22 protein-coding genes and 1 pseudogene are annotated in these 24,310 nt (G+C 60.8%); 6 read left to right on the plus strand and 17 right to left on the minus strand.

What is annotated here, in order from left to right; all coding sequences use genetic code 11:
- Positions 1-254 precede the first annotated feature (254 nt).
- Positions 255-446 carry a hypothetical protein gene (locus tag ACOHWE_RS17680; RefSeq protein ID WP_420668054.1) on the plus strand — a complete coding sequence of 64 codons (192 nt, stop codon included), beginning with the start codon at positions 255-257 and terminating at the stop codon, positions 444-446.
- Between the two features lie 143 nt (positions 447-589).
- On the opposite strand, the gene ACOHWE_RS17685 is transcribed toward ACOHWE_RS17680, so the two are convergent.
- Complete coding sequence (locus tag ACOHWE_RS17685) at positions 590-1,054, minus strand: hypothetical protein (RefSeq protein WP_420668055.1); 465 nt, start codon at positions 1,052-1,054, stop codon at positions 590-592.
- 259 nt (positions 1,055-1,313) lie between these two features.
- On the opposite strand from ACOHWE_RS17685, the gene ACOHWE_RS17690 reads away from it, so the two are divergent.
- Positions 1,314-1,532: a hypothetical protein gene (locus ACOHWE_RS17690; RefSeq protein WP_420668056.1), complete on the plus strand. Its 219-nt coding sequence runs from the start codon at positions 1,314-1,316 to the stop codon at positions 1,530-1,532.
- Positions 1,533-1,593: 61 nt separating this feature from the next.
- Here the strand turns inward: ACOHWE_RS17690 and ACOHWE_RS17695 are convergent, their stop codons facing one another.
- Both ACOHWE_RS17695 and ACOHWE_RS17700 read right to left on the minus strand, forming a co-directional pair.
- Positions 1,594-2,220 (minus strand): hypothetical protein, encoded by a 627-nt coding sequence (locus tag ACOHWE_RS17695; RefSeq protein WP_420668057.1) that lies wholly within the window; start codon positions 2,218-2,220, stop codon positions 1,594-1,596.
- Positions 2,217-2,939 carry a hypothetical protein gene (locus ACOHWE_RS17700; RefSeq protein ID WP_420668058.1) on the minus strand — a complete coding sequence of 241 codons (723 nt, stop codon included), beginning with the start codon at positions 2,937-2,939 and terminating at the stop codon, positions 2,217-2,219. The genes ACOHWE_RS17695 and ACOHWE_RS17700 overlap by 4 nt, the downstream gene beginning before the upstream one ends.
- A gap of 238 nt (positions 2,940-3,177) precedes the next feature.
- Between ACOHWE_RS17700 and ACOHWE_RS20150 the strand changes: the two are divergent.
- Positions 3,178-3,285: pseudogene (locus ACOHWE_RS20150) on the plus strand (transposase); the annotation flags it as partial.
- A gap of 334 nt (positions 3,286-3,619) precedes the next feature.
- Here ACOHWE_RS20150 and ACOHWE_RS17710 read toward each other — a convergent pair.
- From ACOHWE_RS17710 to ACOHWE_RS17740, 7 genes are all read right to left on the minus strand, one after another.
- Positions 3,620-4,237 (minus strand): hypothetical protein, encoded by a 618-nt coding sequence (locus tag ACOHWE_RS17710; protein ID WP_420668059.1) that lies wholly within the window; start codon positions 4,235-4,237, stop codon positions 3,620-3,622.
- 292 nt (positions 4,238-4,529) lie between these two features.
- A complete protein-coding gene (locus tag ACOHWE_RS17715) occupies positions 4,530-5,681 on the minus strand; it encodes a hypothetical protein (protein WP_420668060.1) in 1,152 nt (383 codons plus the stop codon).
- Between the two features lie 29 nt (positions 5,682-5,710).
- Complete coding sequence (locus ACOHWE_RS17720) at positions 5,711-7,237, minus strand: hypothetical protein (protein ID WP_420668061.1); 1,527 nt, start codon at positions 7,235-7,237, stop codon at positions 5,711-5,713.
- Positions 7,238-7,432: 195 nt separating this feature from the next.
- Positions 7,433-8,200 (minus strand): SIR2 family protein, encoded by a 768-nt coding sequence (locus ACOHWE_RS17725; protein ID WP_420668062.1) that lies wholly within the window; start codon positions 8,198-8,200, stop codon positions 7,433-7,435.
- Positions 8,201-8,696: 496 nt separating this feature from the next.
- Positions 8,697-9,065: a hypothetical protein gene (locus ACOHWE_RS17730; RefSeq protein WP_420668063.1), complete on the minus strand. Its 369-nt coding sequence runs from the start codon at positions 9,063-9,065 to the stop codon at positions 8,697-8,699.
- 46 nt (positions 9,066-9,111) lie between these two features.
- Positions 9,112-10,209 (minus strand): AAA family ATPase, encoded by a 1,098-nt coding sequence (locus ACOHWE_RS17735; RefSeq protein WP_420668064.1) that lies wholly within the window; start codon positions 10,207-10,209, stop codon positions 9,112-9,114.
- Between the two features lie 321 nt (positions 10,210-10,530).
- The gene (locus ACOHWE_RS17740; RefSeq protein ID WP_420668065.1) at positions 10,531-12,816 is read right to left on the minus strand and encodes an adenosylcobalamin-dependent ribonucleoside-diphosphate reductase; all 2,286 of its coding nucleotides are present in this window, start codon (positions 12,814-12,816) and stop codon (positions 10,531-10,533) included.
- Positions 12,817-13,005: 189 nt separating this feature from the next.
- On the opposite strand from ACOHWE_RS17740, the gene ACOHWE_RS17745 reads away from it, so the two are divergent.
- Positions 13,006-13,437, plus strand: coding sequence for a DUF1489 family protein (locus tag ACOHWE_RS17745; protein ID WP_420668066.1), 432 nt, complete (start codon positions 13,006-13,008; stop codon positions 13,435-13,437).
- 82 nt (positions 13,438-13,519) lie between these two features.
- Here ACOHWE_RS17745 and ACOHWE_RS17750 read toward each other — a convergent pair whose 3' ends face one another.
- The 5 genes from ACOHWE_RS17750 to ACOHWE_RS17770 form a co-directional block, all read right to left on the minus strand.
- Positions 13,520-14,197: a type 1 glutamine amidotransferase domain-containing protein gene (locus ACOHWE_RS17750; protein ID WP_420668067.1), complete on the minus strand. Its 678-nt coding sequence runs from the start codon at positions 14,195-14,197 to the stop codon at positions 13,520-13,522.
- 147 nt (positions 14,198-14,344) lie between these two features.
- Positions 14,345-15,037: an ATP phosphoribosyltransferase gene (gene hisG, locus ACOHWE_RS17755; protein ID WP_420668068.1), complete on the minus strand. Its 693-nt coding sequence runs from the start codon at positions 15,035-15,037 to the stop codon at positions 14,345-14,347.
- Entirely contained in the window at positions 15,034-16,134 is a 1,101-nt protein-coding gene (locus ACOHWE_RS17760; protein WP_420668069.1) for an ATP phosphoribosyltransferase regulatory subunit, read from the minus strand. The genes hisG and ACOHWE_RS17760 overlap by 4 nt, the downstream gene beginning before the upstream one ends.
- On the minus strand, positions 16,131-17,624 hold the full coding sequence (hisS, locus tag ACOHWE_RS17765) for a histidine--tRNA ligase (protein WP_420668070.1): 1,494 nt from the start codon (positions 17,622-17,624) through the stop codon (positions 16,131-16,133). Before hisS ends, ACOHWE_RS17760 begins: the two co-directional genes overlap by 4 nt.
- 187 nt (positions 17,625-17,811) lie before the next feature.
- Entirely contained in the window at positions 17,812-18,615 is an 804-nt protein-coding gene (locus ACOHWE_RS17770; RefSeq protein ID WP_420668071.1) for a crotonase/enoyl-CoA hydratase family protein, read from the minus strand.
- A gap of 98 nt (positions 18,616-18,713) precedes the next feature.
- Here ACOHWE_RS17770 and ACOHWE_RS17775 point away from each other — a divergent pair, with 98 nt between their 5' ends.
- Both ACOHWE_RS17775 and ACOHWE_RS17780 read left to right on the plus strand, forming a co-directional pair.
- Complete coding sequence (locus tag ACOHWE_RS17775) at positions 18,714-18,908, plus strand: SlyX family protein (RefSeq protein ID WP_420668072.1); 195 nt, start codon at positions 18,714-18,716, stop codon at positions 18,906-18,908.
- Between the two features lie 157 nt (positions 18,909-19,065).
- Positions 19,066-19,503 (plus strand): nuclear transport factor 2 family protein, encoded by a 438-nt coding sequence (locus ACOHWE_RS17780; protein WP_420668073.1) that lies wholly within the window; start codon positions 19,066-19,068, stop codon positions 19,501-19,503.
- Positions 19,504-19,600: 97 nt separating this feature from the next.
- Here the strand turns inward: ACOHWE_RS17780 and ACOHWE_RS17785 are convergent, their stop codons facing one another.
- On the minus strand, positions 19,601-20,569 hold the full coding sequence (locus tag ACOHWE_RS17785; protein WP_420668074.1) for a hypothetical protein: 969 nt from the start codon (positions 20,567-20,569) through the stop codon (positions 19,601-19,603).
- 101 nt (positions 20,570-20,670) lie between these two features.
- Entirely contained in the window at positions 20,671-24,183 is a 3,513-nt protein-coding gene (dnaE, locus tag ACOHWE_RS17790) for a DNA polymerase III subunit alpha (protein WP_420668075.1), read from the minus strand.
- Between the last annotated feature and the right edge of the window lie 127 nt (positions 24,184-24,310).

The following is a 24,310-nucleotide window of genomic DNA, read 5'->3' on the forward strand; positions in this document are numbered from 1 at the left end:
CACCGCCCAGAACCTCAGAAAGCTCGCAAAGCTCCTCCCTCCACCCCAAAACGCCCGCCTGGCATGACAGGCGCACGGCACGCCCTATCGACAGGCTACATCACAGCCGCCGAAGAACAGGCTTTTTCAACGGAATAGGCTCGATGCCGCCCTCCGCTGCCAGGCGTCCAGAAACCGCCCGCACGAGCGACCGCTAAGCCGGACTGAGCGGGCCTTCGCTGCGGGTTCACAGAGGTCGGCTGTGGATGCCGGAGTTGACGAAAATTGCAGGCGACCCGAAACGACGACATGACCAGAACTCTGGTCTGCCATCACAGTTGAAAGTGAATATGATCGTCGTGCCGAGCCGCCCTACACCCTTGGAACCGAACACGCGGATGGGCGACCCGCAACGATTGAACGAGATGCGGTTCAATGAAGGTTTTCCCCACGCGTTCATCGTTTGAGAGTATTCTCATGACCGCGGCCATACGCTCTTTGTCCAAGGCATAATTGCGCCAGAGCGGCTGAAGAACATCAATGTCCCATCTCAGAGTTGGCCATCTCGGCGTGCAATCAGTCGGACCGGGCTCAAACGCGAAATACCCTATCAGTGATCGTGTTGCACCCGGTAGGTATCCTGTCTCATCCCGGTAAAAAATGCGAGATCGGCCTTTTCACCATCGTCGTGCGAAAGATGCGGCAGCAAAGGAAAGCCGTCTAAGAACGGGAAGTTTGCGTCAAGTACAAGAGTTTCCGTGCCCAGGTACTGGCGATCCATCTCTTCAGCGGTGTCGACGAGTACTTCTCGCAACTCAGGGGTCACGTAGTGGCGATTAAGAGCGCAGAACATCCAGCTTTGCACCTGAAGCGGGCCATCATCGAAACAGTTCAATGCCACCCGACCAAAAGTCGGTGCGATCCAAACAGTTGCCGCCGTTAAAGCCGCATAAGCTAGTATAAATGCGACAATTCTCTGACGGAAGAAAAGCGCTATTAGCCATGCGGCGCCGCCGATCTGGGTCAAAATTGTTAGGAAAAAGACGATACTAGAATTGGCAATGAAACGCAGCATGCGAACATCATGCCATCGCGTTCGAGGGTCAACAACTGGTGAATGAGCATTACTTTCCACTTACACATGTAGAGGCTGAGTTCGTTGAGCCTCTAGCAGCGTCTGGAAAAGCGGACATCCGTGCATTTGGCAGCATCGGTCAACCTGGGCTCGGAGCGGCCTTGCGGCGGCGCAGCGGAGTCATCACCGGCCTGGACGGTTACCGTCGCTGTCACAGCTGACCGCAGGCAGCCCGGAGCGGTCATTGGCGCGGGGCGCCATGCAAAAGATGCTGCCGGTGCAAAAAATTCTGGTCGGCTTCCCGAAGGCGGTCATTGAACCGCCACGGCGCACTGCTTCAAATGCTGCGGTCAGCACCAGTGGCAGTGATGCGCAGAAGCGCCATTTGCAAACTCGGCCATTTGACGCAACTAGCCGAGGTTTTGTGCTGCAGCGCAGCCCGCCGTTTCTGCCGTTCGCTTCGACTGCGAGGTTCTGAAGCCGGTGAACTCACAGAGTGCGGACAACTGTGCGGACGTTACCGATGAAGAAGAGCCGAGTCATTCGGCGGCACTGGGCTGCGGCGGGAGGCAGAGACTGGCTTCTACCTTGGCGAGGGAGTCATCGACCTTGCTGAAAACGTCACAGGGTCCGGCCCGCAGGATCTCATGCACTGGGGCGACGATGAGTTCTCGTACACATTTCGTGTCGGTTAGAAGATTGAGCGGCACGGCATAGAACCAGCTCTTGTCCTCAGTGTCCTCTCTGCGCCAGAAGCGCCTCTCTGCGACCCACTCTTCACAATAGCCCGCGTCGTTGGGTCCGTCCGTCGTGAAGACCCATGGATCGTCGTCGTTGCCGTTAGGCCAATACCCGACGATGACCTTGGACCGCTTGCCGTCCGCCCAGTCGGCCTCGCTGCCTTCGTCCGCTGTGAGCTGGATCGCGATCGTCACTATGCCTTTTGCCCTTGAGTTAGAGCGACTGTTGCGCCGGTGGACGAAATAGGTGTTCCAAACGGGCTGGAGAAATTCCCCATCCGACGCGTCTTCGTTGCGCTCCTCGATTTTTAGCCCTGTGTCACTACATTCGACCTGCCAGAAGGCTTCGTAGAGCTTGTTCAAGTTCTCTTGCGCGTCGAGTAGGTTTCTAGCGGACTGCCAAAGAATAGCATCGTGGTCGGTCATTCGTTCTCTCTGAAATAATATCGCGTTGCTGGCACAGCGGTAATTGGCGGCAGGGTGAACCTCTCCTCGGCATCGAAATTAAAGCTGCCTTTCATCGGCATTGTCATTGTCGGCCAGTCCCCTAGCACAGCACCCTGCGGTTGCCCTGCGAGGAAGTCTGCGCACAGCCGTGACCATGACTTAAGACCCAGGTCGCCTGCTTCATGTTCGAGAGTCCGCAGTTTTTCGACAGCAGCGGTCCATTCCAGCGATCTGATGCCGTTAACGGGGACGGCTTCCAGCCCATTCCGGACTTTGAGGCGCAGGTCAGCCACCGCCTTCTGGTGCTTGGGCTCGGCCCCGAGAAGCGTGTAGCCATGCACGTTCCTGTCACCCGCGGGCACACCGCCGCGGCGGCAGCGTCCGTGCGCTACGGTTCGGATTTCTCGAGCGCATTGGTCCGCGCCGAGCGGCGCTCCCCATTTCACCTCTATGACCCAGTAGGCCCGCCGCCCGTTCTCCATGAACTCCAGCACCACATCGGGTTCGGAGTTCTCGCCTCTCCCGATAAAAAACGGCCAGAGATAGATTTTGGCGTCGCTCGGCAGTGGGTGGTCGCATAGGACTGAAAGCGCCGTCTGCCGAGACTCGGGCGCTAAAAGCCGCAGCATCCCGAAGAGAGAAGATGTTACAAGGTCCTCGCGAGGATTACGCTTCGCGTCGTGAAGGATCTTCTCCATTCTCGCTTTCTTTGCGATTACGGCATCGAACATAAGCACTTGCCCCAGAAAAGGAAATCCACGACGCGGAGGCTATGAGCGACTCGTCTCGTGCGCAAGAAGATAGCCCCCTTTTTCCAAGTTTTTGGCGATGGGGTCGGTGCCGTCGGTTCGATGTTTGAGCTACCCCCCGAAATTCGGACACTGACATAAGCTACGATTTGCAGTCTGCTGATCTTCGACGAGAAGGAGATCAAAGATGTCGAAGCGGAAGCAGCACGCGCCTGAGTTCAAGGCGAAGGTCGCGCTGGGAGCCCTGAAAGGCGAGGAGACGGCAGCCGAGGTGGCGAGCCGGTTCGGGGTGCATGAGCCGCGATGCGCAGTTGGCTACCAGTCACCGCGCCGCACTAGTCAAGCAAGGCAGATCAGCAAACTTACGGAAGGTGCTTCGACTCAGTCTGAAAAAAACGATCACACACTAAGGGTCTTTCTTTTTCAAAGCGAAGTCGATTCGCGAAAAGGCTGAATTCTCTTGAGATGTTGTCCATTCTTGCAAGTTTGAGCACGTAAGACAGCCATGGTGGGTGATTTCCTATTCCTCAACACCTCATTAGTCCAGGGGGTAAATAATTGCTCGATCAGTGGTCATTCTTTCTTTGACAGCCTTCGGCGTTAATTTGCAACAAACTGCCTCCAGGTCTCTATTTTTTTTGAGCGACAATCCATTGGCGAGCCATTTCAATCGAAAAATGATTAACCATATCCACTATCTTTTTATGTTCAGGTTGGCCTTTAATGGCAGAGACTTTCATTTTCGAATCATTTCGGCTGTCTCCACAGGATCCAATGAGCAATGAACGAGGACCTAAAGGCATCGCCACAGCGTCGATATCTCTAGGTGTGAAGTCTGCGAAAGGGCGATCATTAAGAAGGAGTGGCGCAGGCAAGTCATAGAGTACTTTAAAATCCCAGGACCTAAACTGATTGAATTTGCAACTAATCGACCTCCAGACATTGTCGACGGACGTTTCGTGTGGTGACTGCTCATTCTGGAAAAAGAAGTGCATACCCATATACATACTGTACGCGCTGCGACTGCCTAGCGCGATACAGGCACGTATCGCTTGGTTCAAAAGCTTCGGGTTTTCAAAGTTGGACAGTGTGCCAGATTCTGCGGCTCGGGCGATTTGGGCCAGTCCATTCTCGTCGACGGAAAACCAGTCCTCCAATTCCTCATCACGTCTTCCACCTTCACGTTCGGGAACATAGAAAAATTGAGTGATCGCAAAATTCGCCTTTTTACCCGCTTCGAATTTCATCGTTCCTTCGGATAGGTTTGCGAAGTGAAACCCTTGAACCCCCTCCTTGTCGCCTATCCAGTTCTTGAGCAGCCCTTTGGGGACCGTGTGGTTTCGCCGTTTTACTGACATATCATACCATTTTCTGTGCGCTAAAGGTGAGAGATGCGAGAGGTTTCTGAAGTGTGGCTGGCAATTGCATCGATTGCAACTTCCGTGAATGTGGTAGAGTTCTAATCATATGGGTCACCCTGGTCGTGAAGGATTTGGTGCAACGAATTCGCGGTCCACAGCCATAAGGAAAAGGGTTCAACTACGCGCCACCAAAACGCCTAAATCCGTTGAGGCGCAGATAGGCTTCAATATTGGCAACTTCCGGATCAATTTCTATGCAGTCATCAAGGAGCTTACCCAAATCGCTTGGAACCGGATGAAGCTCTGGATCAACCAATGCATTCGTCAAAATAATGATGGATCTCGGATAACGTGCAATCAGATCCTCGTGCGCCCTTTCCAGGCGGAAGGCGTGCTCCAAGGCGTAAATTTGATAGGGTTCCAAATAATCAACAATGGTTCCAACAGCTTCAGGGAAAGCCTTATCAGTTTCCATGACCATAAGAACGAGGTTCTCTGACGCACGCTTCGTCCGCAAACGAACATCAAGCGGCCAAATAGCCTGGAAGATGGGGCCAACGAGATTCTTCCACCGATCGCCCTTTTCGCCCAGATCACCTTCTTCTGACGAGTTATCGGCCTGCAAACGCCATAGGAGCCACGCCACATGCTCTCGAAGTCGCGCAGGACCAATGACAAGAAGGTCACGAACCTCAGCCGCAGAAAGCTCATATTCTGAGGCTGAGCCCAATTGGCGCCAAATTGTTATATCAATAAGACGGGTGACTAGATTGCTCGATTCGTTGTCGCTTAAATCAGGGCGCGGAATGAACGCGAGAAGGGGCTGCTTCAGCGCATTGAACAGTTCTGGTGATCCGACCCGAGATTGGGCATTGGCCTTCCACATAGCCATCGCTTCTGTGTGCCCCTCCTGAAAGCGTGGCAGCATCTCCGCAGAAGTCCAATTCGGCGCGATGTGGTGCAAATAATTCATGGCTCTAGAAAAATGAACTCGGCCAAGAAGGCCCGCTTCACTGTCGGAACGAGCGACGTGTAGGAAGCGCGGTTCCATCACACCGAGACCCGTGCCGGGCTCCGGCTTCTCAGCAATTAGATGATCGAGGAGTGTCCAAGCGAGTTCGCCGCCAGGTAAATTCAAGGCTCGATCTACCAAATCGTCAGACACCGTATCGAAATCTGAATCGTCGTCATAAACCAGATGCGCCAGGCGATCCCACAACTTCCACAGCAGACTGGTCCCGCCTTGAGGCTGGTCAGCTAGATACGCTCGATGAGTCCTTATCCAGTCGGTTATCGTGCTGGTCAGCTCACTGATCGTATCATCTGGCATTTCTAATACTGAAACGGCAATTTCTGCCCTTAGGTCATCGTCGAACGACCGGCCAGTAGCCCACAACAGGGAACGCCAAGCGTATACGTTCCAGTTTCCCCCCCGGCTTCTGCTACCAGCCCGCGAAACGCCCGGCTAGGATCAGACGAGCAGAATTGCCGCCAAAGGTCGCTCTGATCGAATTGACGCTCTTGTTCGATCCTGAGGGCCTCTCCGAGGAGACCTTCCTCCGGCACATCCTTAAGCAATTCAACGTCACCGTCGGGGCCAGTTCGAGTTTCACTCCAACTGTGAAAGTCATCCCGATCGCCAGGACTCGGGCGCCATTCGGGATGACGTTCAGCGATTTCTTTCAACAAGTTGACGCTTGCTTCGCTGATGGGCTTGTCGGCCGCTTCTAGCCTACTCAAGCGCCGATAGGTGGCATTATCACGAACCGACTGCCAGTGCGCCTCGTCGAACGCATCGTCTTCGAAGAGCTCACGCGGAATGTCGGCATTTATGCGCTCTTCAAGCTGATCACGAGCCTCCGGCATGAATTCATCCCAACGCTCTACCAGCCCCCTCATAATCTCGACTTGAGCGCCACTCACCCAGAATTCATGGTCATCGAGGCTCATAACTGCATCAACCAAATTGCAAACGGGATGGACAGTATTTGTCGCGGAAAAGACCGCTAAGCGCTTAAAGAGCAGGAAGTGTGTCTTTATCCACGGCCGCGATAGCGCTACGGCCCTTTCTGGCGCAACTAGGGCAAGCCGTTCCCAGAGGTCAGCCATGACCCGAACTATTGGGTAGAAACCACTGCGATATTGGTTCTGAGGGTGAGGCGCAATAGAAGGAACATCACTATCGCTTCGGTCGTATCCAATCGTAAATCCTACGTCTTCGGCATGCTCCAGTGTGTCCAGCAGTAATCTCTCCAGCTTGTGCAGCAGCCGCACCAACGAAAATTCGACGTTAGGCCATGCTTCCAAGATATCATCAGTGCCAACGCGTTCGCGAGGTTGGAAATCCAACCGCATGAATGAGTGAAGGGTCTCCTCGGGGTTAGCCGCTCGTGAGTCCACTTGCTCTTCGAAGAGCTGAAGATGTCGCCCAATCCGTATCCTCGGCCGCAAGAGCTCTGCCACAATTTGCCTGGCTTCGTAGCCGACTTCGCCAGCTCGAATACGAGGCGCCTGACGGTACCACTTAAGATCGTGATCGTATCCTGCCACCGGTTTCTTGGCCGATAGCAAAATCTCCCAGCAGCGCGTTCGGACGGGACCAAGCTCGTCTCGCTTCTGATCAAGTCCACGCTCTACGTACCTTACGGTCTGGTCATCAAATTCAGGATGCGCCGCAGCCGCTCGGATCATATCAGGGTCGTTCAGCCGTGCGGCAATCCATGGACCAGGACTGGTAAAACCACTATCGAATACACGTTGCTGTCGCAGAGCTGGCAACCAAGCCGCCGGCGGATTCAGTTCGGAAAGAAGCAGAGATGCGTCCCCATGAAGCAGGAGTTCGGTGGCACGCAGGACGCTTTCGGTTGAGTTTGCTGGGTCGTCCAAAAACAACTGCCGCAGTTGCTCTCTCCGCCACGCTGATGGGTCTTTCGCGTAATTCCGCCATTCTAGGATTGACCTATACAGCGGATCGTATCCGCCATTGTCGTCGACTATATGGAGAATGGGCGTGACCCCTTTGCTCTCCCACAGAGCGCGGGTTAGCACCTCGTCGTCTTCCGCGTTGGCGAAGGCGTAAACTTACCGAAGGTCAGAGTACCGTTGTCTATCTGCCTCCAGTACTTCAAGTAAATACCGCATAGGCGGATCGTCGGCTTGGTACCCAACCAGCACCACAGTGTATGCACGGACCAAGTCGTAGACATATCGAGAGGCCCATCCAGAGCGCAGGTAGGCATCGCCAAATTCGGCGCTTGTTAGAACAAGATCAGTTTCGGACAAACCCAGATGTTCATCCGCAAGGCGTCCGTGCAGGTGCATCACACCTGCACAGCCCGCAGTCTTCGGCTGCGGCATCGCTGGCCCAGCGAACGAAGGAGCCCTCCCACCCCGCGGCCATGCTCGCTCAAAAAGCGTATCGAAGTTGGTGGTCACTAGCCTGATCTGGCTCTCTGAGTCTCGGGAGAGGTCAAGTAATGCCGCGTGAGCCTCTAGGTTCACTTCCCCTTCTTGGGGAAGCTGAAGCTTTATACGAATAGCATCTCTCAATCGCTCACGCAGGCGGCCGGCGTTCCCTGTGCCCACTGCTGTCAAACGTCGCTCCAGCAAGCGAAGCACTCGATCATACTGCCCCGCAAGCCGACCGCCCTGTTCCATTACCTCGCGTTCGGCCGGATGTAGATGCCAATTTTCGCCAAGCTCTCCATAGACTGCAGCAACAAGTCCTCGAAACGACGGCAAACCGACCGTCATTGACACTCCTGCCCCACAGATGAACAGCACTTCACCCTTTTCTTGGGCGGCGATTAATTCTTGAGGAATATCTGGACCGTCAGGAAGTAATTTCATGCCTAAACAGCTAACTTTAAACGTGTGCCTGAGCAACTGTGCCATTTCTGCAGACAGCCAAGCCCCAATGTCAGCTTGTGCTATTCTACGGCTTACGGTTGTGACTGCAGCGAACGGTAGCAAAGTTCGGTAGCCCGGCCACACGATGACAACTTCATGCTGCACCCACGACGAGCGACAGCTCTTGATCGCGGCAGCGCGGCGAAAATCAAGGCTGGACTTGGCCGCTGGGATTGATTTGCAAAGGGCGTTTTCTGCGCATCGCTGACATTCCTGCTAAGCCCAGCATCATCTGTGCTGAACCACGCCATCTCCTACGCCAAGTGGGATGTCCGAATACGGGAAGTTGGCTACCAGCCTTCACGCCTACAGCATGTCTACAAGCAGTAGGAGACACTTAAAGGCTCAGAGCATGCCCCCAAAAGCAATTAGGGGTGCTGCTCCTGCTAAGATCGAGACCTCAATAGCCGCATGGCGCAGGTATCGCATGTGGTTGTTAGCCAGCCGCCGAGGGATTTCTTCTGGGCCGACCGAGTACCGCAATGCTCACAGGTCTTCGCAGCTTCCATTGGGCCTGAGCTATCCGATAGGCGGTGCGCTCGTTGCCGCCGAGCGCATAGAACCGCAACTCACCCAGTTTCTGTTTAACCTGCTGCGCCCGGAAGCGTGTCAGACCATCCTCACGTATGATGTCGGCGAGATCTGCACTAAGGCGCTCAATCAGAGGATACCAGCCCTCGCCACAGGCGAAGCCCCAAGCGAGGCTTGTCTTCTTGATGCTCCAAGGCGGAGGCCCATACACCTCGGGAAACCGCTCCATGATGCGCTGCGCTTCAACAGTGATGTAATGATTTCGGTCGGCCATATGCGGCTCCTTCCAATAAAGTTCTACGTTTAAAGAAATTGCATGTTCAATGAAGAAGCCGAGCCGCCTCCAACGCTTCCCCCCGGGTGAGCATCCGAATGACATGCCGCAGGCTCAACGGCGCTGTCTGACCAGAAATCTCCAGCACCTCGACTACGGCCTCGACAGACGCTTGTGCCAACCCGCGCCTGCCGCCCTCACGGCGGGCAAAGGCTACCAGGTCAGGCACCGGGACAGGTGACAGCTTTATGACCTCCAGGCGGCTTAACAGAGGGGCTGGCAAGGTGGTTAAGGTGTTGCTGGTCAGCACCCAGCTGATCCGGGACATGTCGAACCCGACCTGATAATAGGGGCATTGCCAAGATGCCGCTGAGGATGGCTCCAAAAGGGACAGCAGCCCCTCGGAAAGTCCAAAGCTGTTCCCTTTGACCGAAGTTGCGACCCCGGCCTTCTCCACCTCATCCACAACGACAATCGGGTTCGCGATCAGGTGCTTCAGGATCGTCATCAAAGGGCGTCCCGGCTGTGCGTTGGCCCAGCCGCGCTGGGAGCCCACGATGCCGAACGACGCCTGCTCTGCCGTCGCCTCTACGCCACAGCGGGGCACACCAAGTGCTGTGCTCAGCTGACGGGCCCACATGCTCTTGCCAATTCCCGGGGGTCCGTCCAGCAGCACCGGAGGCAAGCGAAAGCCCGAATCCCCATTGCGGACTGATCGCCGCATCGATTTCCAAAGGAGATCCGTCGCAGGTGCCATCCAGGGCATGTCGGCATGGATTCCAGCGGCGATTTCATCCGCTTGGTGTTCTGTCCGGATCCGGATCAATCTCACACCGTTGCGCAGAGCCTCGAGCGCCCTTCGGTCATCGCGCTTCAGGTGGGTGAGACCTGCAGCCGCGTCCCGCCGCTCCGCCAGCCTGTTCACCCGGCGGTCTATGCGGTCCTGAACTTCGCGCTCGAAACGAACCTGCATCAAGTCTGTTTCCCACCGCAGGACGTCTTCCGGATCCTCCGGTTCCGGAGGCACAACGCCGCGCTCTGATACGCGCCGCTCTTTCAGAAACCGCTCCAGGCGCCGCCGTATTGCCCGACGTTCTTTGTCGGCATCTAGGAACTCTGCGTCGATGAATTTGATCTTGGACATAGCTGGCCCTTTCCCGGCGCACAGCGCCGTCTGGCTCCCGATTGCACAGGGTGTACTCGGGTAAGTGAAGGAAAGAACCTGGCCAGGTTTGAGCTACAGTCCTGCTCAGAACAGCGGTTTCAGTCAACAGGCAGAGCGGGCTTGTTCAGGCGAACCGGCCTCGTCAGAAGGCAAAAGGCAACCGCCACCTATGTCATTGTTTTAAAAAGAAACCACCGGCCGCGCCGCGGCCGGTGGTCATTAAACCCGTGTCGGAATGGTCAGAAAACCCCCAAAATGGTCACGATTTCGCGGGCCATACACTCTACATCGCTGCGCGCCTCAGCCGCACTTGGAGTGGCCGCAGCTGCGGCAGGTCATGCAGCCTTCGACCATCTGCATGTCATACTGGCCGCAGCTGGGGCAGGCCTTTCCGCGGGGCTGGTTTAGGTTCACCACCTGCGCCTGCGGGTCGGACTTGAGGCCCATGCCTTCGCCTTCCAGGAAACCGGTCTTGACCAGATGCGTCTCGATCACGCCGCCGATCGCGGCCAGAATCGAGGGGATGTACTTGCCCTGCACCCAGGCACCGCCGCGCGGATCGAACACCGCTTTCAGCTCTTCCACCACGAACGACACGTCGCCGCCGCGGCGGAATACGGCCGAGATCATCCGGGTCAGCGCCAGGGTCCAGGCGTAATGCTCCATGTTCTTGGAGTTGATGAAGACCTCGAACGGACGGCGGTGGCCGTTGATAATGATGTCGTTGATAGTGAGGTAGATCGCGTGCTCACTGTCCGGCCACTTCAGCTTGTAGGTGTGGCCCTCCAGCGATTGCGGGCGGTCGAGGGGCTCGGACATGTAGACGACCTCGGCGCTGTCGCTTTGCTGCGGCGCGCCGGCGCTTTCGCCCGGGGCGGTGTCGGCAGTCTCGGAGACCGACAGAACCGAGCCGGTCACGTCATTCGGCCGGTAGGTGGTGCAGCCTTTGCAGCCCTCGTCCCAGGCCTGCATGTAGACGTCCTTGAAGGCATCGAATGAGATGTCTTCCGGACAGTTGATGGTCTTGGAGATCGACGAGTCGATCCATTTCTGCGCCGCGGCCTGCATCTTGACGTGCTCGCCGGGTGTCAGGGTCTGGGCGTTCACGAAATAGTCGGGCAGCTTGGCGTCCGCGCCGAATTTCTCGCGGTACATCTGCACCGCGTAATCGACCACTTCCTCCTCGGTGCGGGAGCCGTCCTTCTGCAGCACCTTGCGGGTGTAGGCATAGGCGAAGACCGGCTCGATCCCCGACGACACGTTGCCTGCATAGAGCGAGATAGTGCCTGTCGGCGCGATCGAGGTCAGCAGCGCGTTGCGGATGCCGTGTTTGCGGATCGCCTCGCGCACGTCCTCATCCATGTTCAGCATGTTGCCGGAGTTCAGGTATTTCTCTGCGTCAAACAGCGGGAAGGCACCCTTTTCCTTCGCCAAGTCCACCGACGCCAGATAGGCGGCGCGGGCGATCGCGTGCAGCCATTCGTCGGTCTGACGCGCCGCCTCGTCCGAGCCATAGCGCAGGCCGAGCATCAGCAGCGCGTCGGCCAGGCCGGTGACGCCAAGGCCGATGCGGCGCTTGTTCCGGGCTTCCTGGGCCTGCGCCTCCAGCGGGAACTTGGAGACGTCGACAACGTTGTCCATCATCCGCACCGCGGTCGCGACCAGCTCCTGCATTGCAGCCTGATCCAGGTGTGCGTCTGCCTCGAACGGGTTGGCGACCAGGCGGGCCATGTTGATCGAGCCCAGCAGGCAGGCGCCGTAGGGCGGCAGCGGCTGCTCGCCGCAGGGGTTGGTGGCCGAGATCTGCTCGCAGTAGGAGAGGTTGTTGGCCTTGTTGATGCGGTCGATGAAGATCACGCCCGGCTCGGCGTAGTCATAGGTCGCCTGCATGATCTTGTTCCACAGGTCGCGCGCCTGCACGGTGTGGTAGACCTTGCCGCCGAACTGCAGATCCCAGGAGCCATCGGCCTTCACCGCTTCCATGAAGGCATCGGTGACCAGCACCGACATGTTGAACATGCGCAGGCGGGCGGGGTCGGACTTCGCGGTGATGAACTGCTCGATGTCCGGGTGGTCGCAGCGCATGGTCGCCATCATCGCGCCGCGGCGGGAGCCTGCGGACATGATGGTCCGGCACATCGCGTCCCAGACGTCCATGAACGACAAGGGGCCGGAGGCATCCGCGGCCACGCCCTTCACGTCGGCGCCGCGCGGGCGGATGGTGGAAAAGTCATAGCCGATGCCGCCGCCCTGCTGCATGGTCAGCGCGGCTTCCTTCAGCATGTCGAAGATGCCCGACATGCTGTCCGGCACGGTGCCCATCACAAAGCAGTTGAACAGGGTCACCTGGCGCGCGGTGCCCGCGCCTGCGGTGATCCGGCCTGCGGGCAGGTACTTGAAGTCTTCCAGGGCTGCGAAGAATTTCTCCTCCCACACCTCGGGCTTCTTTTCCGCCTGCGCCAAGTCGCGCGCGATCCGCCGCCAGGAGTCCTCGACGGTGACATCGATCGGAGTGCCGTCTGCCTGTTTGAAACGGTATTTCATATCCCAGATCTGCTCGGCGATGGGGGCGGCAAAGCGGCTCATATGTCGGTCCTCTGAGTCGTGAAGGCGGTAAGGAATGGCGGTCTGGATACACCAGGGGCCGCGGCAGGCTCAACGCGGAAAACGCATTCCGTTACGATTTTCTTGCCGAGTATACCACAACACCTTGCTGGAACCAAACTTCGACCTACTATATAAAGGTATCTTTCGGGAAGACTCTGTGGGGAATCTGTGGATAACTTCATCAACCTAGTAAAGCTTTCAGTGGGTACCGAAAGCGTTGACAGCCTGATCGCCTGGCAGACGTCGCAGGCTGCGCGCGCGCGCGGCGGGCACCCGCGCCATGTCACCCGGATGTGGCCGAAACGCGAGGCCGAGCTGCTCAACGGCGGCTCGATCTACTGGGTCATCAAGGGGCTTATCCAATGCCGCCAACGCATTGTCAGCCTCGACGAGGTGACCGGCAGCGACGGCACACGCCGCTGCGCCATCGTGCTCGATCCGGAGATCCACCGCACCCACACCGCAATCAAGCGGCCGTTCCAGGGATGGCGCTACCTCAAGCCCGGGGAGAGCCCCGCCGACCTGACGCAGAGCCGCAGCCAGGAGGAGCCGCTGCCGCCGGAACTGTCTCAGGCGCTGGCAGAGATCGGGGTAATCTGACCGGATCAGACTGGCAGGCGCCCGCCGCACGGGCAGGATGGACAGGCGGTTTGCCGCCGCCTGCCCCGCACTTGCCGCGTGACTACTTCAACAGCGCCAGAAGCTCCTTGGCCGCGCCTTCGGAAGAGGCCGGGTTCTGGCCGGTCACCAGCTTGCCGTCTACCACGACGTATGGCGCCCAGTCGTCGCCCTTTTCGTAGTTGCCGCCCTTTTCCTTCAGCATGTCCTCGACCAGGAAGGGCACCACATCGGTGAGGCCCACGGCCTCTTCCTCGCTGTTGGTAAAGCCCGCAACACGGCGGCCCTTCACCAGCGGCTCGCCATTGCTGCCATTCACGTGGCGGAAAACACCCGGTGCATGGCAGACGGCGCCGATCGGTCGGTCCGCGGCGGCAAAGCTTTCCAGAAGTCTGCGGCTGTCCGCATCCCCGGCCAGATCCCACAGCGGGCCATGGCCGCCCGGATAAAAGACCGCATCGAACTGATCCGCTTCGACGGCGGAAAGTTTCACCGTATTAGCCAGCGCCTTCTGCGCGTCCTCATCCTGCTTGAAGCGGCGGGTCGCGTCGGTCTGGGCGTCCTCGGAATCGGATTTCGGGTCCAGCGGCGGCTGGCCGCCCTTCGGCGAGGCCAGAGTGATCTCGGCACCGGCATCGCGCAGCACGTAGTAAGGTGCCGCAAATTCCTCCAGCCAGAAACCGGTCTTTTCCCCGGTGTCCCCCAGCTGATCGTGCGAGGTCAAAACCATCAGAATCTTCATATCCTGTCCTTTCAGTTGGAGCTTACCCCACCCCAACTATGCCCGGTTTGCAGGATTGAAACCCGGGCGCCCAATAAATCAGCGGCGCCCGGGATCACAGAAAATTCATCGCAATTGCGGAACCAAACGGCGCCGCCTCACCGCGGCTCAGCTGTCCAGTTTGGCCAGCAGCGCGTTCAGAGCCGCCTTTTCCGCCTTGGTGCATTTGGCCACCCGGCTGCGCCACAGCGTTGCCTGCGACTTCAGCACCAGCCCGTCCGACAGCAGCTTCAGGTGGTTTGCCCGCAGCGTCTCCCCGGTGGAGGTGATGTCGGCGACCATCTCGGCGGTTTCGTTCTTCACCGTGCCTTCGGTCGCGCCCTGGCTGTCGACGAGCTGGTAATCGGCGACCCCCGCTTCGGTCAGGAATTCGCGTACCAGCCGGTGGTACTTGGTCGCAATCCGCAGCCGGTGGCCATGCCGCGCCCGGAAGGCCGCGGCGGCGGCATCGAGATCGTCAAGCGTGTCGACGTCGATCCAGCACAGAGGCACCGCGAGGATCAGGTCGGCGTGGCCAAATCCCAGCGGCTCCACTTCTTCCACCTGCTGCTCCCAGCGCGGCAGTTTTTCGTGCACCAGGTCGGTGCCGGTGACGCCAAGGTGAATGCGCCCTGCCGCCAGCTCGCGCGGAATTTCGCCCGCAGACAACAGCACCAGCTCGACCCCGTCGACACCCTCGACGCGGCCCGCATATTCGCGCTCCGCCCCGGTCCGCTCCAGCGTCACGCCGCGTTTGGCGAACCAGTCGAAGGTCTTCTCCATCAGCCGCCCCTTGGACGGCACCCCAAGCTTCAGCGTCATGGCTTGCCCGCCTCCAGTTGCAGCATCAGATCGGGCCGCAGCACCCCGCCCACGGCGGGAATCTCCTCGCCCTGCCCCAGCCTGCGGGTCAGCGCGTCATAGCGCCCGCCGCTGGCGACCGGCGGCAGATCGGGGCGCTTGGCGGCGTAGAAGCCGAAGACGAAGCCGTCGTAATATTCCATCGAGGTGCGCCCGTAAGAGGCCTCGAAGTCCAGCGCATCGACATCGACGCCGCGTGCCTTCATCGCCGCGGTGCGCTCTTCAAGCCGGTCCAGCGCCGGGGTGATCGCGGGCAGATCGACCGCAATGTCGCGCATCCGCTCCAGCGCGAAAGGCACGGTTTCGCGCACCGCCATCAGCGCCTCAAGCGCCAGAAGCTCATGCTCGGGGATCGGCGGGGCGGCGGCATCCGCTCGCAGGGCCTCGATCCGCTCCTGGATCTCGGCGGCGCGGCGCTTGCCGATTTCCACTGCCGAGCCGGTTAGGACGCCCTCGGAAGAGAGGAGCTTCTTGCGGCTCGCTGGCACCGGCGTGCGGCCGGCATAGCGGTCCAAAAGCGCGCGGAAGCGGCGCGGCCGCCAGATGTGGCGCATCAGCGCCGCCTTGCGCTTATCGGTGGTCGCCAGCCCCTCGACCGCGGCCATCAGGATGCCGATGTCCCCAGTTGCCGCGCGCAGCGGCAGGCCGCGCACCTGCAGGGCGAAGAGCGAGAACACTTCGGCATCAGCCGCTGCCGGATCGTCCCGCTCGAAGACTTCGTAACCGACCTGCAGGTATTCATTGGGCCGGTCCGGGTCGATCTCCTGGCGGCGGAACACCTCGCCCGAGTAGGTATAGCGGGCGGGTTCCGCGCCATCGCGCATATGTGCTTCCACCACCGGCACGGTGAAGTCGGGACGCAGCATCTGCTCTCCGCGCAGGGCGTCGGAGGTCACGTAAGCGCGGCCGCGGATGTCCTCGCCGTAGAGGTCCAGAAGGGTATCGGCGGGCTGCAGCAGAGGCGTATCCACCACCTGCGCGCCCGCGGCCTCGAAGCGCAGCCGCAGCATCGCAGCGCGGGCCTGCACGGAGGCCTGGGCCTGCGACCGGACCGTCATTCCGCGCCCTGCCCGTCGAGGATTTCCCGCACCTTGGCGGCCAGCTCGCCGCGCGGCACTTCGAACTGGCTTGGCCTTTCCTTCCACTCTTCCAGAGTTGCGCTCTCGGCGATCTTCGCGCCCAGGATCAGGTCCTTGATCTGCACGATACCCTTATCCTTCTCGTCGCCGCCTTCGATCACGGCAACGGGCGAGTTGCGTTTGTCCGCGTATTTCAGCTGGTTGCCGAAGTTCTTGGGGTTGCCCAGATAGACCTCGGCGCGGATGCCCGCGTTCCTGAGCTCCGCCACCATCGCCTGGTAATCCGCCATCCGGGCGCGGTCCATCACGGTGACCACCACCGGCCCCGTGGCCTGCGCCTGGATGCGGCCCTTCTCGCGCAGCGCCGCCAGCAGCCGGTCGACGCCGATGGAGACGCCGGTCGCGGGCACTTCCTGTCCGGTGAAGCGCTTTACCAGATCGTCGTAACGCCCGCCGCCCGCAACCGAGCCGAACTGGCGCTTGCGGCCTTTTTCATCGAAAATCTCAAAGGTCAGCTCCGCCTCGAACACCGGGCCCGTGTAATAGCCCAGACCGCGCACCACCGAGGGGTCGATCTCGATCCGGTCGGGACCATAGCCGCCCGCGGCCAAGAGCTCGCCGATCTGTTCCAGCTCTGCAATGCCGTCCTGGCCCGCCTTGCTGTCGCCCACCGCGGCGCGCAGGTTGGCAATGGTGCCGGCCGCATCCGCTGCCTTGGAGGTCAGGAACGCCAGAACGGGTCCAGCCTGATCGTCGCTCAGGCCAACCCCGTCGATGAAGGCGCCGGACGCATCGAGCCGCCCTTTGGTCAGCAGCTCGCGCACGCCCGCTTCGCCCACCTTGTCGAACTTGTCGATGGTGCGCAGCACGTCCTCGCGCTTGCCGTCGGCGTTCTCCAGCCCCATGGCCTCCAAAACGCCATTCAGAACCTTGCGGTTGTTGACCCGCACCAGGTAATCGCCGCGCGGAATGCCGACGGTCTCCAGCGTGTCGCTGAGCATCGCGCAGATCTCCGCATCCGCCGCCATCGAGGCGCTGCCGACGGTATCCGCATCGCACTGGTAGAACTGGCGGTAACGGCCCGGCCCGGGCTTCTCGTTGCGCCAGACCGGGCCCATCGCATAGCGGCGGTAGGGCGTCGGCAGGTCGTTGCGGTGCTGGGCATAGACCCGCGCCAGCGGCGCGGTCAGGTCATAGCGCAGCGCCATCCATTCGCCGTTGTCCTTCTCGTCGAACTCCTGCCAGGCAAAGACGCCCTCGTTCGGGCGGTCGACATCGGGCAGGAACTTGCCCAGCGCTTCGACGGTCTCCACCGCCGAGGATTCCAGCGCCTCGAAGCCGTAATGATGATACACACCCGCGATGGCCCGCAGCATCTCGCTGCGCTGGGTCACCTCCGCACCGAAATAGTCACGGAACCCCTTCGGCGTCTGCGCCTTGGGGCGGGGCTGTTTCTTCACTTTGGCCATCTCGGCCTCCTCGCGGGTGGTTGGGTCAATTGCTCGCCGCGGGGTCTAGCCCAAGCGCCGCCCCGCGGCAAGGCGCGAGGCCCCTGCCAATGGCCGCAGAAGTGCGTTCACGCTGGCAAAAATACCCTCGCCGGATGTCTTGCGTCTTCGCGCAGCAAAGGTGCGCCAGCCCGGCGGCGGCCAAGCCTCAGATCTCTGAAAAATCCCCGCCGCGCCCGCGGCCTGCGGCAAAGCGCGCGGCGCCTGCCTTCCCCTCGGCGGCAAAGACCGCGGCGCTGCGCCACTCCCGCCGCAGCGCCTCCGCCAGCGCCCCGGGCGGCATTCGGGCCGAAAGGTGATCCGCGCGCAGGCAGAGCTGCGGGAAGCGGGTGAGGTCCCGGGCCAAGTCCAGCGCGGTCTCCAGCGCCGCGCTGCGCGCGCAGATACGATTGGCAAAGCCGAGCTGCAGAGCCTCCTCAGCCCCCACCGCGCGCCCGGTCAGGATCAGGTCATTGGCCCGTCCCTGCCCCAGTATCTGCGGCAGCCGCACGGTGCCGCCGTCGATCAAGGGCACACCCCAGCGGCGGCAGAACACCCCGGTGACGGCCCCTTCCGCCATCACCCGCAGATCGCACCACGCGGCGAGCTCCATCCCCCCTGCCACCGCCGGGCCTTCTATAGCGGCGATCACCGGCTTCGAAAGCAATAACCGCGACGGCCCCATTGGCCCCGGCCGGGGCGCGCCGACGGGATCGTCCCAGTCCTCGGGGATATCGAGCCCGGCGATCCAGCCTTCCGCCGCCCCAGCGCCTGCGGCCTTCAGATCAAAGCCCGCGCAGAAACAGCCGCCCTCCCCGGTCAGCACCGCCACCTGGGCATTCGTGTCGGCCTCGAACGCCAGAAACGCGTCATAAAGCGCCTGCGCGGTCTCTGGGTCCACCGCGTTGCGGACCTCCGGCCTGTTCAGAGTCACGGTAGTGATACCCTCGCGGGTTTCGCTGCGGATCGTCATGGGCTGGCCCTCCTCTGCCGGAAAGCCTGGATCGTCCCGGGCTGGACGGGCAAGCCCCCTGCGCCTATGACGTCACGGCGCAGCGCAGGAGAACAAGGATGCAGCATCTGGAAGAGCAAATCGCCCATCTGACCCGCGGCGTCGACGAGATGAGCGAGGTGATCGCCCGCCAGCAGCAGGAGATCGAAGTCCTCACCCGCCGTGTCGCCATGCTGATGCAGCGCGAGGCTGACCGCCAGCAGGAGGGCAGCGGCGGCGTGGTCTTCGGCGACGAACGCCCGCCGCATTACTGAGGGACGCCCGGGCGCGCCAAGCCAGGCTGGACGGTCGGATTTGTCCGATCCGCCATACGCCTGGCGCGTCCGGCAAAACCGGCGTCAATTAACCTCGGCGAAATATAACTTCTGCACATGTATTTCACGCAGAAATAACGATGAACGGAAATTCGACGTGGCAAGCAACGCAGAGCTGGTCCGCTTTTGGTTCGAGGAAGTCTGGTACCGCGACAACAACGACGTTCTGGGCGAGATGTTTGCAGAGGGGACCGAGGCCACAGGCCCGGTTTCCAGCCTGATGGGCAAGCAGTTCATTGCCTCGGATTTCGTAACCACGATGAAGGCGCTTCTCGGCGGCGCGCCGCAGTTCGGGTTCTCGGTGTTCGAGGAAGCGGGCGACTGGGTGATCACCTGTTTCACCGTGAAGGTGCCGAACCACCCGAGCCGCCCGCCCTTCGAGTTCGACGGCCAGATGATCTTCAAGGTCGAGGACGGCCAGATCACCGCCATCCACTCCAGCCTGAACTATATCAAGCTCTTCGAGGGGCTGGGCCAGATGCCGCCCGATACCCTGCCGGTCTGCCTCAGCGGGGCCCGTCTCGACTGGAGATAGCTCCCGGAGGGGCGCGCGATTTGCGTTATCCAGTCCCGGTTGAATGCAGACGCCGACACAGAAGCATGGCAGGGAACTTGCCCCCCGGCCCGGGACGCTAGGAGAAACTCTTCAGGATCTTCCCCACCTTGCGCCGCAAGTATTTTTTGGGGCGCACGCGTTTCCTCTTGCGGACGACCTTTTCCGGGATCGTCAAGTCCAACGCTTCAAACCCCGCCCAGGCACCCGGGTGGATATCAGTTCCATCGGCAATTGCCGCATACCTTCGCAGCGTGCCGCCGACGTCGTAGCCGGGCTCTGACAACTGCTGGAAAAAGCACAGGTGAGCGGCATTATATCCTTTGACGATGAGGTTTTCCCGCCGCAGCCTGCTTGCGATGCTGTGGCACATCCGCCATTCGTCGTCGGACCCGATGCCATTGGAAAACTCGTCGCGGATGAAGGGCAGATCCGTGCCCAGCCAACTGACGAAATTAATCGAAAGCCGCAGTGTGTTCGAATAGACCTGCCCGTATACCGGTCCGGTTTGCCCCTGCCCCTCCAGTGTCGCCAGCAGTTTTTCGTGGGACTTCGTCGGATCCTCCACGCGCAGGTCGTTGTTCGTCACATCTGCGGAAACCAGGAAATACTGAGGGAACGCCGCGCGGATTGCGATGAAGTTTCCGAAGTTATTAACGTCGATGTAGGGCGTGTCATCGTCCATCTTTACGAAGACTGCATCCCGGTATTCGCGCGCAGGATAGGCGTCGGTGAAGAAGTGGGCAAACTGCTTCGAGGCCAGGTCACCCGCTCTGGCTGCTTCCCCTTCGGCAGGGGCATGGCAGACCCGGATTTTCGGGTGCAGATCCGGCAGGGTCTCGAGCCAGCGCCGGTCCTCTTCATCCCACGCGAAGTTCCAGACGTCGTAGCGTTCGAGCCATTCATAGCGGTCAAGAAGTTTCAGGACATATTTGAGCTGGACTTCCATGAACTGCCTGCGCCCGGCAAAACAGGTCAGAATTGTCCGCGGGTTCTGCAGAGTATGATCCAAGGTCGTTCCTTTCCAGCTTCCCTTGCCGTTCAGCATTCGGCCCGGCGCTCCTCATAGCGGTCAAGAACCAAGGTAACAACCTCGCAGCTACGTATATTCAGGCACACGTCCAGCTGTTTCCAGTGGCCGCCGCGCCCTCAAATCTCCTCCACGTCCAGCACGCCTTCCAGCGACTTCAGAGCGCCCTTGATCTGCGGGTTGATCGGGAAGGGCTGGCCCAGGTCCATCTCAACATCGCCGGGCAGGCCGGGGTCCTGCAAGTACATGTAAATCTCGCCCCGTGCCGCATTGCGGGCGGCGGACTTGGCGTCTTCCAGCACCTGCGCCACCGTCGCCACCGCGGCGGGGTCGTTCAGATAGACCCGCAGGCTGCTGCGCCCGGCGTCGGCAATCGCTGCATCCACCGGCCCGACCGAGCGCACCAGGAGCTTCAGCTGGTCGCTCTCCATCGTCGCCTCGGCAGTAATCACCACCTTGGCGCCGGTGTCGAGGAACTCGCGCGACTTCTCCAGCACTTCGGAGAAAAGCGTGACCTCGAATGCCCCCGACGGATCGGACAGCTGCGCGAAGGCAAAGCGGTTGCCGCGGGCCGATTTGCGCTCCTGCCGGCCGGCCACCACCCCTGCCATCTTGGCCATGAAGGGCCCGCGCTCGGCCTTGGCGGTCACCTCGTCCAGCGTCATCACGTCCTTGCGCTTCAAGGCAGGCATATAGTCGTCGAGCGGATGGCCCGACAGGTAGAAGCCGACCGCCTTGAACTCCTCGCTGAGCCGCTCGGCGGGCAGCCAGTCCGGCACCGCCGCCAGCCGCGGTTCGGGCAGGTCGTCGCCCGCCTCGCCGAACAGCGACACCTGGCTGGAGTTCTTCTGCTCGTGCACCGCGGCGGAATAGGCAACCAGCGCCTCCAGGCTCTCGAACACCCGGCGGCGGTTGGGGTCGAGCTGGTCGAAGGCCCCGGCCCGCGCCATCATCTCCAAGGGCCGCTTGCCGACCTTCTTGAGGTTCACTCGGCGGGCAAAGTCATAGAGGTTGACGAAAGGCCGCTCGTGGCCGTCTTCCATGCGCGCCGCGGTCACCAGCCGCATCACGTCGAGCCCGACGTTCTTCAGCGCGCCCAGCGCATAGACCAGCTCGCCGTTGACCACGTTGAAGGTGGCGAGAGAGCGGTTGACGCAGGGCGGCACGTATTTCAGGCCGAGCCCCTTGCGGACCTCCTCAAAGTAGATCGCCAGCTTGTCGGTCAGGTGGATATCGCAGTTCATGACACCCGCCATGAACTCCACCGGGTGGTTCGCCTTGAGCCAGCCGGTCTGGTAGGACACCACCGCATATGCCGCCGCGTGCGACTTGTTGAAGCCGTAGTTGGCGAATTTCTCCAGCAGGTCGAAGACCTCGGAGGCCTTTTTCTTCTCCACTCCGTTCTTGGCGGCGCCGGATTCGAACTTCGGACGCTCAGCGTCCATCGCCTCCTTGATCTTCTTGCCCATGGCGCGGCGCAGCAGGTCCGCGCCGCCCAGCGAGTAGCCCGCCATCACCTGGGCAATCTGCATCACCTGCTCCTGGTAGACGATGATGCCCTGGGTTTCTTCCAGGATGTGGTCGATCAGCGGATGCACCGAGGTGATCTCGCGCTGGCCGTTCTTCACCTCGCAGTAGACCGGGATGTTCTCCATCGGGCCTGGCCGGTACAGCGCCACAAGCGCCACGATGTCCTCGATACAGGTGGGCTTCATGCGCTTCAGCGCATCCATCATGCCGGTGGATTCCACCTGGAACACCGCCACCGTCTTGGCCCGGGAATAGAGGTCGTAGGTCGCCTTGTCATCAAGCGGAATGGCGTTGATCTCGTTCTCTGCACCCGGCGGAGGGTCATAGAGCTGGGTGCCGTCGGCGGCGATATGCAGGTCGCGGCCTGACTGGCGGATCAGGTCCACCGCGTTCTGAATAACGGTGAGAGTCTTCAGGCCGAGAAAGTCGAACTTCACCAGCCCGGCCTGCTCGACCCATTTCATGTTGAACTGTGTGGCCGGCATGTCCGAACGCGGATCCTGATAGAGCGGCACCAGCGCATCCAGCGGCCGGTCACCGATCACCACGCCCGCGGCGTGGGTGGAGGCATTCCTGAGCAGCCCCTCAACCTGCTGGCCGTAGGTCAGAAGCCGGTCCACCACCGGCTCGTCGCGGGCTTCCTCCTTCAGGCGCGGCTCGTCCTGCAGCGCCTTCTCGATCGATACCGGCTTCACGCCCTCGACCGGGATCATCTTGGACAGACGGTCGACCTGGCCATAGGGCATCTGCAGCACCCGGCCGATGTCCCGCACCGCGGCCTTCGACAAGAGTGCACCGAAGGTGATGATCTGCCCCACCCTGTCGCGGCCGTATTTCTCCTGCACGTAGCGGATCACCTCTTCGCGGCGGTCCATGCAGAAGTCGATGTCGAAGTCGGGCATCGACACCCGTTCCGGGTTCAGGAAGCGTTCGAACAGCAGCGAGTAGCGCAGCGGGTCGAGGTCGGTGATGGTGAGCGCATATGCCACGAGCGAGCCTGCGCCCGAACCCCGGCCCGGTCCCACCGGGATGCCCTGATCCTTGGCCCACTTGATGAAGTCGGCAACGATCAGGAAGTAGCCGGGGAAGCCCATGCCCTCAATGATGCCCAGCTCGAAATCGAGCCGCTCCTGGTATTCCTCCACACTCACCGCATGGGGGATCACCGCGAGCCGGTTCTGCAGGCCCTCGTTGGCCTGGCGGCGCAGTTCCTCAACCTCGTCATCGGCGAATTTCGGCAGGATCGGATCGCGCCGGTAGGCCATGAAGGCGCAGCGCTTGGCGATTTCCACCGTGTTCTCGATTGCCTCCGGCAGGTCGGCAAACAGCGTCACCATCTCCTGCTGGCTCTTGAAGTAATGCTGCGCAGTCAGGCGGCGGCGCGGCTCGGCCTGGTCGACATAGGCCCCCTCGGCGATGCAGATCATCGCATCATGCGCCTCGTACATCTCCGGGTTGGGGAAATAGACATCATTGGTGGCGACCAGCGGCAAACCCATCGCGTAAGCCATCTCCACATGGCCGCGCTCGGTCAGCTTTTCGGCCTCCGGCTGGCCGTCCTCGCCCGGGTGGCGCTGCAGTTCGACATAGAGCCGGTCCGGGTAGATCTCCCTCAGCCGCTGCATCAGCGCCTCGGCGGCCGGGCGCTGGCGCTGCTGCAACAGCTGTCCCACTGGTCCGTCCGGCCCGCCGGAGAGGCAGATCAGCCCGGCGCTGTTGGCCTCCAGATCCTCCAGCGTCACCTGCGGCAGCTGACCGCCCTTGTCGACATAAAGACAGGAAGACAGCCGCATCAGCCCCTCGTAGCCTTCCTCGCTCTGGGCCAGCAGCACCAGCGGCGCGGGCGGCCTGGGCTTGCCGCCCGGTTCCGCCTCCTGGAAGGTCAGATCGACCTGGCAGCCGATGATCGGCTGGATGCCCGCACCGGAGAGGGTCACCGAGAACTCCAGCGCCGAAAACATCGCGTTGGTGTCGGTAACCGCAATCGCAGGCATGTCATGCTTCTTGCAGAGGTCCGGCAGCTTCTTCAGCCGCAGCGCGCCCTCCAGAAGCGAGTATTCGGTATGGGTGCGCAGGTGGATGAATCGGGGAGAGCTGGTCATGCCGGCACGCTACCCGATTGGCGCGGCGGGGCGAAGGCCCATTTGCGGTGGCGCTGCAGGCCTGCACAGCGCCAGGCAAGCGGCGCTGGACCATTCGGAAAAAATTGAAAGTCCTTCCATAGCACGC

The organism is Cribrihabitans neustonicus (assembly GCF_048820895.1).
In the GTDB taxonomy this organism is placed as follows: Bacteria; Pseudomonadota; Alphaproteobacteria; order Rhodobacterales; family Rhodobacteraceae; genus Cribrihabitans_A; species Cribrihabitans_A neustonicus.

Coding starts and splice junctions, on each gene's coding strand:
- ACOHWE_RS17695 (WP_420668057.1), bottom strand. CDS start 2,220: ATGACCGACCACGATGCTATTCTTTGGCAGTCCGCTAGAAACCTACTC.
- ACOHWE_RS17715 (WP_420668060.1), bottom strand. CDS start 5,681: ATGCCAGATGATACGATCAGTGAGCTGACCAGCACGATAACCGACTGG.
- ACOHWE_RS17775 (WP_420668072.1), top strand. CDS start 18,714: ATGCAGCATCTGGAAGAGCAAATCGCCCATCTGACCCGCGGCGTCGAC.
- ACOHWE_RS17710 (WP_420668059.1), bottom strand. CDS start 4,237: ATGAAATTCGAAGCGGGTAAAAAGGCGAATTTTGCGATCACTCAATTT.
- ACOHWE_RS17690 (WP_420668056.1), top strand. CDS start 1,314: ATGCAAAAGATGCTGCCGGTGCAAAAAATTCTGGTCGGCTTCCCGAAG.
- ACOHWE_RS17760 (WP_420668069.1), bottom strand. CDS start 16,134: ATGACGGTCCGGTCGCAGGCCCAGGCCTCCGTGCAGGCCCGCGCTGCG.
- ACOHWE_RS17750 (WP_420668067.1), bottom strand. CDS start 14,197: ATGAAGATTCTGATGGTTTTGACCTCGCACGATCAGCTGGGGGACACC.
- dnaE (WP_420668075.1), bottom strand. CDS start 24,183: ATGACCAGCTCTCCCCGATTCATCCACCTGCGCACCCATACCGAATAC.
- ACOHWE_RS17785 (WP_420668074.1), bottom strand. CDS start 20,569: ATGCTGAACGGCAAGGGAAGCTGGAAAGGAACGACCTTGGATCATACT.
- ACOHWE_RS17725 (WP_420668062.1), bottom strand. CDS start 8,200: ATGAAATTACTTCCTGACGGTCCAGATATTCCTCAAGAATTAATCGCC.
- ACOHWE_RS17730 (WP_420668063.1), bottom strand. CDS start 9,065: ATGGCCGACCGAAATCATTACATCACTGTTGAAGCGCAGCGCATCATG.
- ACOHWE_RS17740 (WP_420668065.1), bottom strand. CDS start 12,816: ATGAGCCGCTTTGCCGCCCCCATCGCCGAGCAGATCTGGGATATGAAA.
- hisS (WP_420668070.1), bottom strand. CDS start 17,624: ATGGCCAAAGTGAAGAAACAGCCCCGCCCCAAGGCGCAGACGCCGAAG.
- ACOHWE_RS17685 (WP_420668055.1), bottom strand. CDS start 1,054: ATGCTGCGTTTCATTGCCAATTCTAGTATCGTCTTTTTCCTAACAATT.
- ACOHWE_RS17700 (WP_420668058.1), bottom strand. CDS start 2,939: ATGGAGAAGATCCTTCACGACGCGAAGCGTAATCCTCGCGAGGACCTT.
- hisG (WP_420668068.1), bottom strand. CDS start 15,037: ATGACGCTGAAGCTTGGGGTGCCGTCCAAGGGGCGGCTGATGGAGAAG.
- ACOHWE_RS17770 (WP_420668071.1), bottom strand. CDS start 18,615: ATGACGATCCGCAGCGAAACCCGCGAGGGTATCACTACCGTGACTCTG.
- ACOHWE_RS17735 (WP_420668064.1), bottom strand. CDS start 10,209: ATGTCCAAGATCAAATTCATCGACGCAGAGTTCCTAGATGCCGACAAA.